At 42.8% G+C, this 18,269-nt stretch carries 16 protein-coding genes; 12 read left to right on the plus strand and 4 right to left on the minus strand.

Going from position 1 to position 18,269, the window contains the following annotated elements:
• Positions 1 to 16: 16 nt before the first annotated feature.
• Entirely contained in the window at positions 17 to 172 is a 156-nt protein-coding gene (locus LPY66_RS20955; protein WP_443112455.1) for a hypothetical protein, read from the plus strand.
• Between the two features lie 68 nt (positions 173 to 240).
• Here LPY66_RS20955 and LPY66_RS02860 read toward each other — a convergent pair whose 3' ends face one another.
• On the minus strand, positions 241 to 1,173 hold the full coding sequence (locus tag LPY66_RS02860) for a carotenoid biosynthesis protein (RefSeq protein ID WP_337986609.1): 933 nt from the start codon (positions 1,171 to 1,173) through the stop codon (positions 241 to 243).
• 152 nt (positions 1,174 to 1,325) lie between these two features.
• On the opposite strand from LPY66_RS02860, the gene LPY66_RS02865 reads away from it, so the two are divergent.
• From LPY66_RS02865 to LPY66_RS02895, 7 genes are all read left to right on the plus strand, one after another.
• Complete coding sequence (locus LPY66_RS02865; protein WP_337986610.1) at positions 1,326 to 1,925, plus strand: TetR/AcrR family transcriptional regulator; 600 nt, start codon at positions 1,326 to 1,328, stop codon at positions 1,923 to 1,925.
• Positions 1,926 to 2,027: 102 nt separating this feature from the next.
• Positions 2,028 to 2,381: an ArsR/SmtB family transcription factor gene (locus LPY66_RS02870; RefSeq protein WP_337986611.1), complete on the plus strand. Its 354-nt coding sequence runs from the start codon at positions 2,028 to 2,030 to the stop codon at positions 2,379 to 2,381.
• Between the two features lie 65 nt (positions 2,382 to 2,446).
• Positions 2,447 to 3,583, plus strand: a complete 1,137-nt coding sequence (locus LPY66_RS02875; RefSeq protein WP_337986612.1) for an FAD-dependent oxidoreductase — start codon at positions 2,447 to 2,449, stop codon at positions 3,581 to 3,583.
• A 53-nt stretch (positions 3,584 to 3,636) separates the two neighbouring features.
• Positions 3,637 to 4,359, plus strand: coding sequence for a hypothetical protein (locus LPY66_RS02880; protein ID WP_337986613.1), 723 nt, complete (start codon positions 3,637 to 3,639; stop codon positions 4,357 to 4,359).
• A gap of 267 nt (positions 4,360 to 4,626) precedes the next feature.
• Positions 4,627 to 5,565, plus strand: a complete 939-nt coding sequence (locus LPY66_RS02885) for an indolepyruvate ferredoxin oxidoreductase subunit alpha (RefSeq protein WP_337986614.1) — start codon at positions 4,627 to 4,629, stop codon at positions 5,563 to 5,565.
• 31 nt (positions 5,566 to 5,596) lie between these two features.
• On the plus strand, positions 5,597 to 5,947 hold the full coding sequence (locus LPY66_RS02890) for a hydrogenase maturation nickel metallochaperone HypA (RefSeq protein ID WP_337986615.1): 351 nt from the start codon (positions 5,597 to 5,599) through the stop codon (positions 5,945 to 5,947).
• Between the two features lie 489 nt (positions 5,948 to 6,436).
• Positions 6,437 to 6,667 carry an HTH domain-containing protein gene (locus LPY66_RS02895; RefSeq protein ID WP_337986616.1) on the plus strand — a complete coding sequence of 77 codons (231 nt, stop codon included), beginning with the start codon at positions 6,437 to 6,439 and terminating at the stop codon, positions 6,665 to 6,667.
• A gap of 522 nt (positions 6,668 to 7,189) precedes the next feature.
• On the opposite strand, the gene LPY66_RS02900 is transcribed toward LPY66_RS02895, so the two are convergent.
• Together LPY66_RS02900 and LPY66_RS02905 are read right to left on the minus strand one after the other, a co-directional pair.
• A complete protein-coding gene (locus LPY66_RS02900) occupies positions 7,190 to 9,241 on the minus strand; it encodes an oxidoreductase (protein WP_337986617.1) in 2,052 nt (683 codons plus the stop codon).
• Positions 9,242 to 9,469: 228 nt separating this feature from the next.
• Positions 9,470 to 11,041 (minus strand): PucR family transcriptional regulator, encoded by a 1,572-nt coding sequence (locus tag LPY66_RS02905; RefSeq protein WP_337986618.1) that lies wholly within the window; start codon positions 11,039 to 11,041, stop codon positions 9,470 to 9,472.
• A 258-nt stretch (positions 11,042 to 11,299) separates the two neighbouring features.
• Here LPY66_RS02905 and LPY66_RS02910 point away from each other — a divergent pair, with 258 nt between their 5' ends.
• From LPY66_RS02910 to LPY66_RS02920, 3 genes are all read left to right on the plus strand, one after another.
• Positions 11,300 to 13,531: a molybdopterin-containing oxidoreductase family protein gene (locus LPY66_RS02910; protein ID WP_337986619.1), complete on the plus strand. Its 2,232-nt coding sequence runs from the start codon at positions 11,300 to 11,302 to the stop codon at positions 13,529 to 13,531.
• Between the two features lie 280 nt (positions 13,532 to 13,811).
• Positions 13,812 to 14,954, plus strand: a complete 1,143-nt coding sequence (locus LPY66_RS02915) for an AAA family ATPase (protein ID WP_337986620.1) — start codon at positions 13,812 to 13,814, stop codon at positions 14,952 to 14,954.
• 50 nt (positions 14,955 to 15,004) lie between these two features.
• Positions 15,005 to 15,844 carry a hypothetical protein gene (locus tag LPY66_RS02920; RefSeq protein WP_337986621.1) on the plus strand — a complete coding sequence of 280 codons (840 nt, stop codon included), beginning with the start codon at positions 15,005 to 15,007 and terminating at the stop codon, positions 15,842 to 15,844.
• 144 nt (positions 15,845 to 15,988) lie between these two features.
• Here LPY66_RS02920 and LPY66_RS02925 read toward each other — a convergent pair whose 3' ends face one another.
• Complete coding sequence (locus LPY66_RS02925) at positions 15,989 to 16,648, minus strand: HAD family hydrolase (RefSeq protein ID WP_337986622.1); 660 nt, start codon at positions 16,646 to 16,648, stop codon at positions 15,989 to 15,991.
• Between the two features lie 169 nt (positions 16,649 to 16,817).
• On the opposite strand from LPY66_RS02925, the gene LPY66_RS02930 reads away from it, so the two are divergent.
• Positions 16,818 to 18,269: an aminotransferase class I/II-fold pyridoxal phosphate-dependent enzyme gene (locus LPY66_RS02930; RefSeq protein ID WP_337986623.1), complete on the plus strand. Its 1,452-nt coding sequence runs from the start codon at positions 16,818 to 16,820 to the stop codon at positions 18,267 to 18,269.

The raw sequence follows: 18,269 nt of genomic DNA on the forward strand, positions 1-18,269 counted from the left end.
AAGCAATAATAAAAACATGCTTGCTGATATATATAAATGCCCTGAATGCTCTGACGGATATATGATCGTTAAGCCGGGTAAAGAAAGTGGAACGTATTTCTATGGCTGCACAAACTTCAGAAAATCCCCTTCATGCCGAGCGGTTGCCCAAATTGACCTTCATAAAACTTAGTTGAACCTTGTTGCATAGATATTCTAGATGGCATAAGTACTAAAACTTCTAAAGGTTAGTTAATTATTTTACATACTTCCGGAATGTTTCCCGAATTTGTGTCCGGATGAATCCGAAATACTCATTTTAGCATTTAGGCTATTTTGTACATATACCTTTAGGATAACAACAAATCCAACAAAAAGCATTGTACAGAGGCCAGCAAGTCCTGCCGTTTGACTGATATCTTTTACATTCCAAAGCTGTCCATTAAAAGCGGTAATAGTTTCTGCTGGAATACAGAGGCCTTTGATCAAGAAGCTTAGCGGCCATGTCAAATATAGGCAGACGAATTGTGCCCAATACCCTTTTTGGAAAACAAACCCCGGGGTGGTAACTGTTGACTTTTTCGAAATATATAAAGCAAAGATAAGATACATAGTAAAAACACAGAGAAACCAGCCAAGATAATTGGATAAGGGAACACCAAAATAAGCGCCGCCTTCGAGCCACTCCCAGTGATGCGACATGGTAGACATGTAGGGGTCGATGACCAGATCCCACATAACCATAAGAAACATAGCCGTCAAAGGTTGTAAGAGAATATATATTCCCGATACGCGATTTTTGAAGTAATCGATCACTACGCCGGATAAGGTCCAGCAAATATAGATCATCTGAAAATAAGCAATATTGATGATTAACGGAGTATACAGAAATTTCGGTCCTAAAGAGTCGGTATAATGATAATTGCCGAAGGGAAAACCGGTACAAATACTTGTATTTTCGTAGATATTACCGATGATAAAGACCATAACGAGAAATACGGAAAAATCCCGGAGGCCATAACGCTTGTAAGCGTGATAAAAAGTAAACAAAATACTGACGATAACAAGCATTGCCGGACCGTTTAAATTGAAAAACTCGCTGAAACTTAATCCTTGAACAATAGCCACCCCTGCTGCAAGAGCAACCAATAACCATAATAACCAGTAGCCCTTAATTTTGTCGTTCGAAACCATTTCACACTCTCCTTTCATTGATGTAACAAATGTAACGTATGCAACATGTGGTTTATATGTTACATTTGATACATCAACAGTATAGAATTTGAGAAAACCTGAGTCAATCAAAAAGTTAAGTTATCATTGCAAAAGTGACAGAAAGGGTGATTGTGTTGCAAGATAAGGTCACGGTTAATAGACAGGTGGCGAGAACGAGGGAATGGATATTCTCGGCTTTGATTCAATTATTAAATAAACAGGCGTATGATGAGATCAGTATCTCCCAGATCACAGACAAGGCTGGAGTTGCGCGCCAAACTTTCTACCGAAATTATCAGAATAAAGACGACATTATCATTAAATATATCGATACAATTTTCGATGAATTTGTTACTGAAATAAAAATAATGCAAAATGCCGAGGATGTATCGGCTGTCTATACGTTGTTTTTTCAAGTGCTCCTGCGTCATAAATCAGAGTTAATGGCTATTAAAGAAGCCTCTTTGGATCATTTATTATTTAATGTATTTTGGAGCTACCACCGAGTTTTTTTGCAGTTTTTTTATGTTGATAATCAAGAAACAAACCAAACCTTTAATGAGTACTTTATAAAATACCAGCTTGGGGGCATTATTTCTATCATTCTGGAATGGTTACAAAACAGTATGCAATCAGAACCGGAAGAGCTCGGAATGATTATTGATAAAATAACGCAGCCGTTTAAACATCAGGTATCTTATCTTCCGATGCTGCTTCACAATATTAAGTAATTCCGGCAATATATATTTTGTTATTTTTTTCAAAAGAGTATTGACAAAACCTAGTCTTAACATTTACTTTATAATTATAAGGTTAAGTGAGGAGATGTGAACTTGGCAAAAGGTTTGGTAGAAAAAGTATATTTGTATAACCGCGCATTGTCTGAACCCCAAAGAATTAAAATAATGAAGATTATTTGCTCTGCAGAAGAAAACACCGTCTGTGTTACGGATATAGCACGACTTCTTGGCATATCCCAGCCTGCAGTCACCAAACATCTGAAGATCCTAAATGATGTTAGTTTGATTAAAAGAAAAAGGATTGGCTCCAATGTATTTTATACGGCGAATATTGAGTCGATCAAAGATTATAAGGAAGTGTTGGAGTATTCATTTATCCAGGGATTTAAGCCCTGTCGCTTTGGCTACGATTGTGATAATTGTCCGCATAAGGAAACGTGTGCGTAACGGCATTTTTTTACCTTAACGAATAACCATATGGTTATAAAGTTTAATGGCGAAAGGCGGTCACTATGAAAAGAAAAACGATTATTGTCGGCGGAGGGATGGCAGCAATGTCCTGTGCATTGCGCTTAATGGAAAGGGGGGAGGATTTTCTTCTTGTTACGGAGGTATTGGGAGGAAGAGTCATGTATTCATCCCATGAGGATGTGAATTATGGCGCTTATTTCGTCATGTCCAATTACCGGCATGCTAAAAATATTGTTGAAAAAAACGGTCGCATCAACCCTTTAGATGCTTGCTTTCACAATAATGAAAGAGAACGCTTTTCGACTTTGAGCTGGCATACACTGGCGAGTCTTCCGCAATTCCTAAAATTTCTATCGGCATTACTGGAATTTCGAAAACATTACGAAGCATACAAGCAACGGTGCCTGGAGAATCCTCAAAAGGAAGCACTTGCTGATGATCCTTATTTAAAAAGACTCTTTCATTTACCTGCAGGTGATTTTATTAAAGAGAAGAAATTTGAGAAAGTTACAGCGGATTATGTATCGAAATTCGCCTATGCCTGTACCGGTGCTGACATAAATACAATTACTACTATGGATTTTTTAAATGTAAGTTTAGGTTTGGTATTGCCGATTCATCAAATAAAGTTTGACTCAGAAGCAATGGCTGCCAAACTGGGCGATCATCTCGTTTTTGATACAATCACGGATATCGTCAAAGGTACCGATGGCTATACTCTCACAGGAAGTACAGGAACAACTTTTGAAGCGAAGAATATTGTCGTCGCGACTCCTGCGGCAGTGACCCAAAAACTGCTCAATCTATCGGAGATTAGGGAAGCTTGCAGGATTTATGTCTATCATGTAGCGGCAACGCTAAAACCGGAGTTTCGGAAGCGGGGTTTAAATCTGTTTCCCGCTACCTCAGAGTTTATTTTGATTGCGAAACAAAAAGATGGGACATATTTAATATACTCCCGTGAAAACGATGTGAATTTATCAAAATTATGTCTAAAATGTGAAATGATTGGCTACAAAGATTGGGACAAAGCAATGTATGTCTATGGAAGAGCCTATATGGAACAGGAGTTAGAGAAAGGACTTTATATTGCCGGCGACCATAACGGTCTAGGACTTGAACCAACATCTATATCCGGGATTTATGCTGCGAATAAAATTATTCAGAGTAACTGTTAAACAGAATAAAACGCAATTAAAATAAGCGCTTATTATGAGAGGTAGTTGGAGATATGACGTTCTTAGAATTATTTTGGCATTCTCACCCTGTATTATTTATTATTATTGGTATTATTCTGCTTGGAATAATTGTTCTATGCGGCTTGCTTTATTTTGGTCTGAGCAAACCGCCTACGGCAGAGGAAAAGAAAAAGTGGTATCCCGGAGATGATCTTTTGGGTAAAGAGCCCCATCATATGCGCGGCGGGCTCGCTGTAACGGTAGATGCACCAAAAGAAAAAATTTGGCCATATCTTGCACAGCTGGGACAGCGCAGGGCGGGGTTCTACAGTTTTGGTTGGCTGGAACGCCTCTTTGGCTTTCATATCTATAATGATTATCGGATTGTTGAGGAATGGCAGCATATGGCACCAGGCCAATTTGTTTTCTACCATCAGAATGGCATTGGCTCCGAAGTGATTAAGGTTAAGGAAGGAAGCTATTTTACCAGCCTTTCCGATTCCCGCAGGCCGTCAAAATATCAGTTTGCCATTGCGTTTGTGCCGCCATTTAAGCTTAAGTTTTTTGCTTGGAGCTGGAATTTTATCTTGGAGGATATCGGTAACGGGCAAACCCGTTTTCACACACGCTGTGATGCGGCATTTGCTCCGTATACCAAATTACGCTGGCTTCTAGTCGCGTTTTTTATGGGAATTCCATCTTTTGTTATGTGCAAAGGAATGCTATTGACCATTAAGAAAATTGCCGAAGGTAAAATAAAAAAGAAATTTGCGTGAATAAAAAGCAACGTCTTCAATAGGCAGCATCATCATGCTGTCTATTGAAAAAAGGCGGTTTAATGAATGAAAAAAGCTTTTAGCGATGTTGAACAAAGCGTGCACAGTGTCCCTACCAAGAAACTTGCGCTGAGGAATAAATTTTCTTTAATATAACAATATGGTTATATTCTTAAAAGATTAAGACCTACATCGGCAAGGTAAATTTATATGGAAGTACTTTACGATAATAAACACATAGAACAAACATTTTAGAGGAGGGTATTTATGAAATCATCCAATGATAAAAAAATCCCCGCTTATAAAACCAATCTGTACGTGCCCCATAAAAATGGACTTGGAATCAAGAATTGGATTATTGATCACACGAGTGCCCACGCCTATAGCTGGAAGTTTTACCTGGGTGTATTTAAGTTGATTCTTAAAGGAAGCAAACTCATGAAGTATCCTGTCTTGGGGAAAATATACAAGACCCTGATGATGCTTGGTGATGAAAACAAGCACACCTCGGCAACTATATATAATCTAAATGTTGATGTTTCCAAGGAAGGGGAATCCGTTGTTGTCCCAGCCGATTTAGTGAAGGATGCGATTAAGCAGGCAAGTTATATTGCCTCCATGAAAACATGTCTATGCCGTGATTCTCAAAGTTGTAAGGATTATCCGCTGGAAGTATGCTGTTTATTCTTAAGCAAAGGGGGCAAAAGGGTCATTGACCATGGCATCGCCTATGAGATCTCCAAAGAAGACGCATTAAAGAGAGTAGACGAGGCTGCCAAGCTCGGTCTTATCTGCCAGTCGCTGTGGGTTGAGGTAGAACAATTCATCTGGGGGTTTTCTAATGAAGAAATGGGAAGCTTTGTAGAAGTATGTTTTTGCTGTCCGTGCTGTTGTGTTGGGTTTAACCTTTCCCGCAATGCAACAAGAGAAATTAAAGAACGTTTTCGTCCAACCGGGTGGACAGCTGTTGTTGACGCGGATAGGTGTATCGGCTGTGGTGACTGCTGTCCAACTGGGATTTGTCCGCAGGAATGTATTTCAGTTGTTGACGGAAAGGCACAGATTATTCAGGATTACTGTGTCGGCTGTGGGATGTGCAAAGTAAGATGTCAGTACGATGCTATCAAAATCTTAAATACTCAGCCGATGCTTGGGAGTATGAAGGAATACTTTTGTAAAGAAGGCGGTTTGGACTTAAAGTTTTAGAGGCTATCTCTCTTACATGGGAGGAATTACGATGCATGAATTGGCAGTGACTAAAAGTATTTTAAAACTGGTGCTCAATGCTGCCCGTGAAATTAAGGCGAAAAAAGTGCAGGCCATCTATCTGACCGTCGGAGAAATGCGCAATCTGGAGCAGGATTGGATCCAAAGATATTTTGACTATATCAGCGCAAACACGCTTGCAGAAGGAGCCCGCATTGAGGTAAAAAAAGTTCCGGTAGTATTTCACTGCAAACAATGCGGGCAGGAATTTTCAGCCGATATTCATCAAGAGGCAATGATTCATTGTTCTCATTGCAGCAGCCTGGACTACTCTCTTCTAACCGGGCTGGAACTTGTTGTCGAAAATATGGAGGTAATCTGAGAAATATGGTGGTGCAAGAAAATGTCAGTAAAGTACAGAATGATCTTATATTTTGTTGTAATGCAAATAATTATAAGCTAATGGAGTAAAGTAAAAGCTTTTCTCAGAGAAGTCGTCAATAATAACTTTATATTATTTGTGTGCACCTTTTAGCGCTATATGATACAGTTTAGCGTAAATCGAATAGCGCCAAATTGTATCAAAATCTTAGTCTATAGACATAATTCGTCTAAAAACCCGCTATTCATGTGGGTTTGCGGTTTTTTAAAACAGGAAATTCCTGTTTTCTTGTTTATCTGGTAAAATGTACCCAATAAAATGGACAGCTAGAGTTTTCAAAACCCTTTATTTTAAACAGGCCGAGTTTTGAAAAACCCTTCATTTTGGACAGATGGATTTTTAAAACCCTTAGCCTTGGACAAATAACGGTTTTGATTCCAATTCAGACAGGTATTACAATAAAACTGAACTGAATTGGAGGAACACTGGATGGCTAACAAGAAATTTACTGAAGAAGAAATGAATCATCTCCGAGCAAGTCCTTATGTTTTAGATGTAAGTCCCAGCATTGTGCATTTTTCAGTTAAATTCAAAGAATTGTTTTGGAATTCAATACAAGAAAGGAAAGAGCCACGAGATATTGTAATTGAACTCGGCATTGATCCAGATATTCTTGGCGAATATCGTGTAAATGGATTGAAGAGCAGCCCTTCCCACTAAAAAAATGGTACTATGGCTTCTGCTGACATCTCGCAATTCGTTGTTACTACGCGCCCTTTCGAATAGGTCTACTTGTCCGCGTTTGCGAGATATCCCCGGGTACTCACACATTCTTTCTCCTCATCTACCTGCCTCATTTACTGCAAATGATTCCGTGTAGTTTTTGGGGTTTGACTTGATCTGGAGCCTTGCCCTCATTTGCAGCCTGATGAGATTTCTGTTCGTCAGGCCGAAGATTTGCTTTCACCTTTCTCCAGATTCCACCTCACGATGGACACCCTTGGTGTTCAGCTATACTCTTCCCGCTACCGAGTGGGTTCGGGACTTTCACCCTTTAGAACGTGCGCTCACCGGGCGCAAAGAAGGATAAAACATGTAGCGTGGCCGCTTTATGTTTTATCAATAATTACGTATTGATGAGTTTATCAAAAATGAGAATGACAAGATTTACTTTACACTGTCCTGCAAGATTATATGAAAATGAAAAAGAGTTGTTTCATGAACGATCTTTTGAACTATTTTTTAATATCTTCCGATGTCTCTGGCAATTGTATAGGCCGTTGCGTTTGCTGCATTCACATTCATAGGCTCTACACAGTCTCCAATTTGGAAGTACAGCGGGGCACAGTTTCTCAGCGCATTGGCTTCATCCCGTAACGGGATCATTCCCAATGCATAGAGTACGGTATCGGCTTCGTACAACTTCTGGCTGCCGACTTCAAGACTCTCATCCATTTTTCCTGCCGTAATGACGGACTGTAAGATACCTCGTTTAATGGTTTCGGATAGGGGAGCGATAGAGAAATTATCCCCGACAAACTCGCCGATAACCCCTCGCTCATTGATTTCTGCCGCCTTGGTGGAGGTGATGATTTCAATGCCATATCGTTTTATTTCATTTTGAATGGCCATGGAATGAATGACATTTCCGGAAAAGTTTAAGCTGTTGGCCATTTCCATAATGGATACTTTTTTGCCCAGACCCGAGAGGTAGATGGCCAGTTCGATACCGGAAAGTCCGCCGCCGAGAACCATGACTTTATCGCCGACTTCTTCCGCATGCATATAAGCATATTCCGCATCCAAAACGTTTTTTCCGTCAATCCCAGGAATCTTCGGTACGATTGGGCGAGCCCCAAATGCTGCAATAATGACATCCGGCTTGGTCTCTTCTGCCAGAGCAGGCGTAACGACTGTATTCATGCGCAGATCGATATTCTCCGCTGCTTTAATCAATTCTGCTTGCTGATCGAGGTATTTCTGTAAATTCTGTTTAAACGGAACTTTTAGTTCACAGCGTAACGCGCCGCCAAGCAGATCGGTTTTTTCACAGAGAACGACTTCATGTCCGCGTTCGGCAGCTGTGAGTGCTGCCTGCATGCCTGCTACTCCGCCGCCTGCAATCAGAATTTTCTTTTTATGTTTCACAACCGGATCCGCATAGCGACTTTCTCTCTCAAACCAGATTTCCGGATTGATCGCACAATAGGTGGAAAGTTTCATAAACTGACCGGAGAAACATTCGAAGCAGCGGATACATTTGCGGATTTCTTTCTCACGTCCAGTTTGGGCCTTGAACGGTGTATCCGGATCAGCGATAAGCTGACGGCAGAGCATTACAACATCGGCTTTGCCCGAAGCAATAATCTCTTCCATCAATGCCGGTTCGGCGATTGCACCAACAGTCGCAATTTTTGAATACTTGACAGCCTTTTTAATCTCGGCCGCATACTTGACATTCACGCCGTCTTCAAGAAACATACTTGGATGCGTGGTCGTAAATACTGTGGGGGCTTCATGGGCACCAACAGAGACATTAATCAGATCGTAATGACCATCGAGCTGTTTGGCAATTTCAGCACCGTATTCGATGTCATAGCCGCCTTCAAAGACTTCTGTACCGCTGACCCGTACGCAGATCGGGAATCCCTTACCACATTTTTTCTTGATGTTAGCTGCTATCGCATTAACAAAGCGCGCCCGGTTTTCCATAGAGCCGCCCCATTGGTCTTTTCGGTTGTTTTCAGGTCCGAGGAACTGGTTAAATAACCATCCGTGACCAGCATGGAGGGTCACCATACCGTAGCCGCAGTGTTTGGCCATCTGGGCTGCATCGCCAAATTTTTCAATCGTATCAAGAATGACTTTTTCAGGCATTTCAGGGATGTCCATGCCCAGTCCGTTTGTCATCGCAAAAGCGCCATAGATATCATTGCCCAGACCCAGCTTGCTGAAATACGCATTGGCACCGGCGTGCTGAAGTTCAATATCAGCAACCGCGCCGTGCCGGCTGATAAGCTGAGCAAGACGAAAATGCGGTGCAATGGCATGCGGATCATCCAATCTGATGGTCGGACCTACTGCACCTCTGGCATTATCCGCCATGGCAGAACCGATACAGACCGTTGCCACGCCACCTTGTGCTTTTCTTTCAAAAAACGCAAAAAAATCATCACCCGGATGCATGTTTTCGGACGGATAATATTCCAATCCGATTGGGGCAGAAAAAATTCTGTTTCGAAACTGCGTATTACCTAAGACAATAGGTGTGAAAAGATTCTCATATTTTTTCATGTTTCCCTATGCGAAGACGATTACTTCGCGCCTCCTTATTTTTTTTTGTTGTAAGGCAACTGAATTTATGTCGAGTCTTTGCTTCATAATAATTATAGCCATAAAATAAATGTCGTAATAACACAAATAAACGATACCCTTATAAGTATAACTTCTAAGATGTCTTTCATACGCATTGACAGCTAAGGTTCTTGTCAACAAAAAATCCAGACAATCAATTCGCGACCGTTATGGTGTTCTTTTCTCCGGCCGGCTGTTCATCAGCTTTTCATAATCCATAAATTTAAAGGTCAGCTGAAGATGAAATAGTGTATCGGGATCATTTAAATTGATGTTTGTCAGATTTTCAATTTTATTGAGCCTGTAAAGAAGGGTATTTCTGCTGATATACATTTGTTTCACTGTGGCCATTTGATTGTTTTGATGATTGATAAAGGTCCGGAGGGTTCGGAGAAGCGCACTTTGATGTTTGGCATCATACTCTTTCAGGATGGCGACAGATGGATGGTGATAGGACTGTATATTTTCATTTTGCTGACAGTAGTCCAGAAAATCATAGAGGGCGTAATGAGAATACGGGTAAATACAACATCCGGGTGCGACTAAGGAACCGAGTTTAATGGCCTGAAGGCTTTGCTGATAGAGTTTGGCAGTATCCAAGATATTGTGGGTGCTGTCGCTCAAGCCGCAGCACATATTCCATTCTCGGAGCAGAGCGATCAGCTGGGTCTCTTTTTCGCTGTCATACGGAAAATCGGTATACTTGCTGATTAAGGAAACGATACCTTTGTCATAAAGCAAACTGTTGCTAAATGGTAAAATCACGTTCAGTTGATCGCGGATTTTGGAAAGTTGTTCATCCACGAGAAAGCGGGATTCGATTGGCTTGAGCGTTAAGACAAACAGAAACTTGTCAAATAAGCCCAGACTGAGGTTTCTGTTCTTCAACATTTGAAGGTTATCAATTTTGTTTTCCAACAAGTCGACAATGAGTTGAACATCCATCGTCCCGTTGTTGAAATTCACATAGCCATTTTTGCTCATCTCGATGGCAAGATAAGGACATATTGCCTCGATTAGATCCAGCGTACCTTGGGTGATCGTATGGTCGTACTCATAAACCTGAATGATCCCAATCTCTTGATTGCCTTTAATAATCACATTTGAAGCGACACGGTATTGCATCCCTTCCATATAAAATATGAAAGGGGTTTTATTGATGGCGCTGAGCTTCGCTTGTTCCTTAAGATAGTAGGAGGTATTGCCCTCCATTTCCAAATAGCCTTTGATCTCAGTATCAAGCCAATATTGTTCGTTGATGGCATGATTTTGGGAATGAGATAAAAGTTTAAGTCCTCTGGCAAAAACAGCAACAGGATTCATCAGGCAGGCTGCAATCGCATCGGTGAGACTTTGTAATCCGGCGTCATCCCTGATTAGAGTCAGCAGATGCTCAAATACAACACGATAATTTAAGATAATGGTTTGGATTTCTGCTGACAACGTTTTTGGATCCCAGGGACTTTCAAGGACTTGTACAGACTGGTTGTTTAACATGCGACCGGTGTAATACCAAACGTTATTCTGGAAAAATAAAAGACTTGCCGGCATCATATCGGCTAAAGCAGTTAAAAGATCAGGTCGTAGCAGGATGTATAATAGTTTATCATTATAAGCCCGAAGAGGTGCATCGAGTAAAACAACGCCTTGGATATCACATAGATCTGCAGGAAACAAGGCGTTGTTACCCATCGTATGATGGTCGAGTTTATCCAAGATCATTGGAAATGTAATTTTCATTATATCACCTGACCGTCTATTTATTGTTTCTGGGACATAGTATGTATCGTTATTATACACCCGTCTGTGCACGTTGGTTTCATAACCTGAAAAGCCTATTATATCTACATTTTAGTACAAAATGTTCAAATTATCAATGCGAATTTTAGGCGAAGTGTGAATCGTCTTTATCCCTTTATTCCATTAAAATATAATTTACAAAAATCTATATTACTCTGTAATTTCTTATTTTTTCAAATCAAATTAGGAGGGGAAAAAATGTCTGAAGAGAGAGCGATTTCGTGTCGATGTCATCTCTGTGGTTCAAGCCATTGCGGCGTCAGCGTTTATGAGAAGGACGGACAAATCACCAAGGTCTTGCCGGATCCTTTGTGGCCCGGTTCTGCAGCATACTGCGCCAGGTTGAACAACCAAGGCAAAGCGGCTATCGAGTACCATTACCATCCGGATCGTCTGAACTTTCCGATGAAAAGGATCGGTGAAAGAGGAGAGGGTAAGTGGGAGATTATCTCCTGGGATCAAGCCTTGGATGAGGTCGCAGCGAAGCTTCTGGAAATCAGAGATAAATACGGTGCGGAAGCAGTCGGCGGTATTACCGGCACAGCCCACTATCCGGACTATACTTGGCCGAAGACCCGATTCCTTAATCTGTTTGGCAGCCCTAACAATTTAGGGAACGAACAGATTTGTCACGGACCCCAGACGAAAGCGTATGAAACCACACTGGGATGGGCCGGTCAGCTCTATATGGTTCCGGGTCTCACCAAATGTATCGTCCTTAACTCTAACCAGAGAGAATCAGCCCCACCCACATTTGCAGGGGTTGAGGCCATCAAGGCCGGCGGAGCGAAAGTCATCTCCATTAACCCCCGCTTCAGTGATGTATCACGGCTGTCTGACGAGTATCTCATGCTCAGACCGGGCACCGACGGTGCACTCTATTTAGCCTGGTTAAATGTTATTATCAATGAAGAACTCTATGACAAGGAATTTGTGGAGAAATGGGTCGTCGGATTCGAAGAACTGAAAGAATTCGTTCAAGCCTGGACACCTGAGAAAGCGGCTGAAATCACCTGGCTGACGGCGGATAAGATCAGAGAAAGCGCCAGGATTTATGCGACGAATAAACCGGCGCGCATTATTGCGATGCAATCGTATGACGGCCAGGCACCCAACGGCTTCAGAACATTAAGAGCCGTAGCTATGCTGGAAGCCATCACCGGCAATGTGGATGAGTCCTGTTTCATCCTGGGGCCATACTCCAATGATAAATTGGTTGATGATTACGAGATGGAACTCAATGAACTTTTGCCCGAGTCTCAGAAGAAGAAACAGGTCGGGGGGGATCGTTTCAAGGTTCTGGGATATGTCGGCTGGGATATGCTTGGCGAATACCAGAAGAAACGGTTTAACACCAAAATGTACGCCTACTGGTCAAATCAGGGTCATGCGCCGATGGTTTGGCGTCAGATCCTGACGGAAAAGCCTTATCCGATCAAAGCCCTTACCTTGACCGGATGCGGTGCTCTGACTAAATTTTCAAACCCTAAGTTAATTTACGAAGCCTTTAAGAAACTGGATCTTCTTGTTGTTGCCGACTTCTTCCCCAATGCGAATACCTCATTGGCCGACTACGTCTTCCCTATGTCAGACTGGATGGAGAGAATGTGTCTGGAAACCTCCATTGCCCATCTGATGGGACTTCTTTCCGGCGGTTTGAACGCGGTGGAACCGATGTATGAACGCCGCAGTGACTATGATTTCTGGCGTGGTCTGGCCGTTCGGTGCGGACAGGAAGAACACTGGCCGCAGAAGACACTGGAAGAGGTTTATGACTACCGGTTATCGCGCCAGGGAATGACCTTCAGACAGTTTGTGGATGAAAAACTGATGGACAGCGGTGAGTTGGAGTTCCATAAATATGAGCAAATCAATCCAAAGACAGGCGAACAATTTGGCTTCGCCACACCATCCGGCAAAGTGGAATTCAAATCAAGCCTGCTGGAGAAAATGGGATACGATTCGTTAACACACTATGAAGAGCCAAACTTCAGCCCTATCAGCACACCGGACTACGCTAAGAAATATCCGTATATCCTGATTACAGGCGCCAGAGTTCAACCCTTCTACCATTCTGAGCACCGTCAGATTCCATCCCTGCGTAAAATGCGTCCCGATCCGATCGTCGAAATGAATCCGATCCTGGCTCAGAGCTTAGAACCGCCCATTGCCGACGGCGACTGGGCCTATATCGAAACACATCTGGGACGGATTAAAATGAAAGCCAAACTGACCACGGCACTTAACCCGAATGTAGTTTCCGCCGATCATAACTGGTGGTTCCCGGAAAAAGATGCTAATGAGCCATCCTTGTACGGCGTATGGGAATCCAATATCAACGTCTGTCTCGATGATGATCCCGATATCTGCGGACCGGAACTGGGACAATATACGAATAAAAACGCCATGTGCAACATCTATAAAGCATAAGACAGAGCACTTCCGACCATAATGACGGGGAAGGCTGTATTAACCTCAGCCTTCCCTATTAATATCATCTTTGGTATCATCTATATATACTTTAATAATTTAAGAACGGTATGTTACAAACAAACATGGGTTTATCTGCATTGCGTTGTGGTTTTGTTATGAAAAATATCCAAGGAAAATAGTTATAAGTGCAGGACTATCTCGACGATTAACCTCTAATCGAACTGCGGCAAAGTCGGATCCGATTTGGCGTGCACTTATTGCTGGAAAAGAGGCAGATATGTTAAAAGGAATACAATTGGAAAACTTCAAAGCTCATAAGAATACCCGTCTGGAATTTTCCAAATTCAATGTACTTACGGGTTATAATTCAGCCGGTAAGACGTCGGTGCTTCAGTCTCTTGTTTTTCTGAAACAGAGTTTGAGTCGGAAAGAAATTGTTTATAATGATTATCTTTTAAAGTTAGGCGATTTCCGAGAAATCGTTCAAACTCATGACACCAGCCTTCCTGTTGGGATCAACGTGATCCTGCAGGAGGAAACCGATATGCTGGGTTACAATGTTAAATTGACCGAGGATGGGACCGCAGAAGACTTCTTTGTCAACGGGGACAGAGCATGGTGGTGGGACAGCAAGGCACCGCATGTGATGGAGCCTTCCGGACGCCTGTTCCTGCAGCAAGCCGCCAGCGGTTTTGGGGGCGGTGAGTATTCGAATTTTGAGCCTGCATATCGGCAAACGGTCGGTGCTTATCAGAAAAAGGTTGCCGAATGGTTCGAGAATATGCTTTATCTGTCGTCCAACAGGGGCTTTACGAAGTACAGCTATCCGCTGCTTGCCGGATCGCCCTCCCCGGATGAAGTGGCCAAAAGGGCCGGCGACCCGTCGCTCTTGGAAGAGTGGCTCTCAAACCTTATCTTATATCGGATCAACGAAGCAAAGCGGTATCCGGCGATGAGAAAACAACTCGACCTTATGACAGAAAGGCTGTCCAGGCTTGGTGTCAATATTAATCCATACGTCATGGGGGGGCCCAGTGTGGTTATTGATCTGACGGAGAATGATATGTGGATCAGTGCGGTCAACTCCGGCTATGGCATCAATCAGTTAGTCTCTTCCATTACACTGGGCACGCTCTTGCCTGCAGGAACTTTGGTCATGATCGAAGAACCTGAAATCCATTTGCATCCGGCCATGCAGCGGATCGTCTGCGAAATATTTGCCGACATCGCTAACGAAGGCAAACAGGTCATGATCACGTCGCACTCCGATCATTTTCTGCAGACGCTGAGAAAGCTGGTACTCAAAGGCAGTCTGGCGGAAGACGACGTTAAAGTCTATCATTTCGCTAAAGACGGCAGGGAAACGAAACCTAGAGAAATAGGAATAACCCAAGAGGATGCTTTAAGAGAGATATTTTAATCGGATTAGTCTAAACGATATATTACTAAACGCGGGCATGAGGTGATAATATGTCCCCTAGTTTTGATGATGCCTTTTCGGCATTGAAAAAGGCCCAGGGAGAATTTGAGCAAGCACGCCTGGCGGCAACGCCTGAGCTTAGAGATCCGCACATGCGGATCGCCTTTTCTGATATTTATGAAGCGACACGCATAGCCAATATGCTGTACTTTAATGTCAGGAGAAAGGGGATCACCGAAGGCGGTCTGCTCACGTGGGCAAAAACAGAATTCGAAGACTTTACAAGCACGTTATATATGCAGTATTTTAACCGCGGAGCCTATTCGAAGGCAGATTTCGAGCTGGAATATACCCGCTGGTCTGGCAGGGCGAGAGATTATATTAACAAGCTTGCCAGCGAGGTTAAGCTGGAGCAGATCATTACGCCCGTCCATGCTGTTACAGATGGGAATCTTAATCGTCCTGTAATGAACACAAACTCCTTAAATGAAGGACTGCAGGACAAAGACAAATACGAGACTAGCGGTACGGTCTACATTGTCCCGACGATGACAGGCAACAGGGGCCTTATCGGAATGAAATTTCATGATTATCAAAAACTGCTTGCCCTTGATATTAAAGACGAAGAAGTCACGCTGGGGATCCGAAAAGCGAAATACGGAAATGAATACAGCCAGCAGATACCTGAGTATAAGACTCAAGTAGGCTTGTACACGATTACCGTGGATGGGATGCCCAAACCCCAGCTTGAATTGAGTATCAGGGATGTGGAAGAATTAAAAAAGCGTGGTTTTAACGATATGGAGGAGGTTTCAATATCTATCGGGAAACTGCCGTATAGGGTGCCCAAGCAGCCTACTGCCAGCAGCGAGTTTAAACTTGATCTCTAAATATAGAAATAAATCAATAGAATAATACAATAGAAATAATAGCATAGAAAAAGAACGCAAACATCTTTGAGTGAAAGCCAAGGAAATTTATTATGAAATTGACAGCGATTGATGGATGTTTGCACCTTAACGATAGGGTGAAGACTAAAGGAGCAGCGCCCTAAGTTCTTGGACATCCCGTGCGATCAGCGTTGGCTGCTCCTGTTCCAGCTCATCTTGGGAACCGTATCCATACAGGACACCAATAGAATCGATCCCTATCTCCCGGGCTCCAATCATATCGTGTTTTCTATCTCCAACCATCACGATATCCGGACGGTTTGTTAATTGACACTGACTTAAGGCGAAGGCAATGACTTCGCCTTTTTTTGTACGACTGCCGTCCATATTACTGCCTGCAGTATAATGGATGTATTGGGCCAATTTAAAGTGATCCAGGATTTGAACGGCAAATTCCGTTGGCTTCGAAGTGGCAAGAATCAGTTTTTTCCCGCTCACACAAAGATCCGCCAGCAGTTCAGGGATTAAAGGATATACGACGTTTTCGTAGATCCCTTTAACCCGAAAATATTCACGATATTTTTCTACCGCGGCTACTGCGGCATCATGGTCAAAGTTAAAATAAACCATAAAGGATTCTCTTAGCGGAGGGCCAATAAACTTTTTCAGGCTCTCTCTGTCATCTTCAGTGATACCAAAGTGGTTGAGTGCGTATTGAATGGAATTAATGATACCGTTCCCGGGGTCGGTCAACGTTCCATCCAAATCAAACAAAATCACATTGTAATTATTTACCTCTTTCATACGATCTCCTTTTATATACCGTAGATAATTGGTAATAAGAATTATAGTATACTGCACATATATTTTTTAGTAAAACGTGGCTTGTGCCAATAAACATTATTTATTGACATACCCGACATAGTTTACTATAGTAACGTTGGTACTTTATTTCTGAGGATGGCGATGCAAGATGAACCTAGATTGGCAGAGAAAAGCTCCTATATATGAAGCACTTTTAAAATATAAGGCGATGCGCATCGTTCCTTTTGATGTGCCAGGACATAAGCAGGGAAGGGGTAATCCGGAGCTGCGGGAGTTTCTGGGGGACAAGTGTCTATCGGTCGATGTCAATTCTATGAAGCCGTTGGATAATCTCGGACATCCTGTTTCGGTCATCAAAGAGGCGGAAACCATTGCCGCCGATGCTTTTGGCGCCTACCATGCCTTTCTCATGGTCAATGGAACAACTTCGGCAGTCCAGGCGATGATCATGAGTGTCTGCAAACAGGGAGACAAGGTCATCATGCCTCGTAACGTCCATAAGAGCGCCATTAATGCCTTGATCATAAGCGGAGCGATACCGGTCTATGTTAATCCCGGTGTCAATAAACAATTGGGTATTCCTTTGGGTATGTCAGCTTCAGATGTTGAAAAGGCAATGAAACAGCATCCGGATGCTAAGGCGATATTTGTTAATAACCCAACCTACTACGGTATTTGTTCCGATTTAAAAGCCATTACAGAACTTGCTCATCGTTACGGCATGTATACTTTAGTCGATGAGGCTCATGGAACGCACTTTTATTTTGGAGAAAATATGCCGCTGAATGCGATGGCCGCCGGTGCGGATATAGCTGCTGTCAGCATGCATAAAACGGGCGGCAGTTTGAGTCAAAGCTCATTCTTGCTTATTAATAAGAGCATGAGTATCGGCCATGTTCGCCAGATCATTAATCTCACTCAGACGACGAGTGCTTCGTATCTGCTTCTGTCTTCTTTGGATATATCCAGGCGTAATTTAGCTCTGGACGGGAAAAATATCTTTACAAATGTGACTGCTCTCGCAGAATACGGGCGTGCTGAAATTAACAAAATTGAAGGTTATTATGCCTTTGCCAAGGAACTGATCAACGGGGACTCCGTTTTTGACTTTGACCCGACGAAGCTGTCGGTACATACTCGCGACATCGGGTTGGCCGGCGTCGAGGTTTATGATATATTACGTGATCACTATGACATTCAAATCGAATTCGGAGATATCGGCAATATTCTTGCCATTATTTCCGTGGGGGACAGGGCCTTAGCTCTGGAACGTCTCGTGTCGTCGCTATCGGAGATTAAACGGCTTCACATGAAAGATAAGACAGGGATGTTTGATCATGAGTATATCAATCCGGTAGTTGTCATGGCACCACAGCGCGCATTTTACTCCAATCAGCATTCACTTCCCATTGCGGAGAGTGCAGGGCAAATCAGCGGAGAATTTGTCATGGCCTATCCGCCGGGGATACCCATACTGGCACCGGGGGAGAGAATCACCGGTGAAATCATCGACTACATTATTTATGCTAAACAAAAAGGTAGTTTTCTTACAGGAACGGAAGATATGTCCATCGAAAATATCCGAGTTGTGGAGGAATGA

The organism is Dehalobacter sp. DCM, assembly GCF_024972775.1.
Lineage (GTDB): Bacteria > Bacillota > Desulfitobacteriia > Desulfitobacteriales > Syntrophobotulaceae > Dehalobacter.

What these genes read in the sequence shown, in the direction of transcription:
- LPY66_RS02930 (WP_337986623.1), top strand. Translation starts at nt 16,818, where the DNA reads ATGAACCTAGATTGGCAGAGAAAAGCTCCTATATATGAAGCACTTTTA.
- LPY66_RS02905 (WP_337986618.1), bottom strand. Translation starts at nt 11,041, where the DNA reads ATGAAAATTACATTTCCAATGATCTTGGATAAACTCGACCATCATACG.
- LPY66_RS02920 (WP_337986621.1), top strand. Translation starts at nt 15,005, where the DNA reads ATGTCCCCTAGTTTTGATGATGCCTTTTCGGCATTGAAAAAGGCCCAG.
- LPY66_RS02910 (WP_337986619.1), top strand. Translation starts at nt 11,300, where the DNA reads ATGTCTGAAGAGAGAGCGATTTCGTGTCGATGTCATCTCTGTGGTTCA.
- LPY66_RS02925 (WP_337986622.1), bottom strand. Translation starts at nt 16,648, where the DNA reads ATGAAAGAGGTAAATAATTACAATGTGATTTTGTTTGATTTGGATGGA.
- LPY66_RS02895 (WP_337986616.1), top strand. Translation starts at nt 6,437, where the DNA reads ATGGCTAACAAGAAATTTACTGAAGAAGAAATGAATCATCTCCGAGCA.
- LPY66_RS02860 (WP_337986609.1), bottom strand. Translation starts at nt 1,173, where the DNA reads ATGGTTTCGAACGACAAAATTAAGGGCTACTGGTTATTATGGTTATTG.
- LPY66_RS02875 (WP_337986612.1), top strand. Translation starts at nt 2,447, where the DNA reads ATGAAAAGAAAAACGATTATTGTCGGCGGAGGGATGGCAGCAATGTCC.
- LPY66_RS02890 (WP_337986615.1), top strand. Translation starts at nt 5,597, where the DNA reads ATGCATGAATTGGCAGTGACTAAAAGTATTTTAAAACTGGTGCTCAAT.
- LPY66_RS20955 (WP_443112455.1), top strand. Translation starts at nt 17, where the DNA reads ATGCTTGCTGATATATATAAATGCCCTGAATGCTCTGACGGATATATG.
- LPY66_RS02915 (WP_337986620.1), top strand. Translation starts at nt 13,812, where the DNA reads ATGTTAAAAGGAATACAATTGGAAAACTTCAAAGCTCATAAGAATACC.
- LPY66_RS02880 (WP_337986613.1), top strand. Translation starts at nt 3,637, where the DNA reads ATGACGTTCTTAGAATTATTTTGGCATTCTCACCCTGTATTATTTATT.
- LPY66_RS02885 (WP_337986614.1), top strand. Translation starts at nt 4,627, where the DNA reads ATGAAATCATCCAATGATAAAAAAATCCCCGCTTATAAAACCAATCTG.
- LPY66_RS02900 (WP_337986617.1), bottom strand. Translation starts at nt 9,241, where the DNA reads ATGAAAAAATATGAGAATCTTTTCACACCTATTGTCTTAGGTAATACG.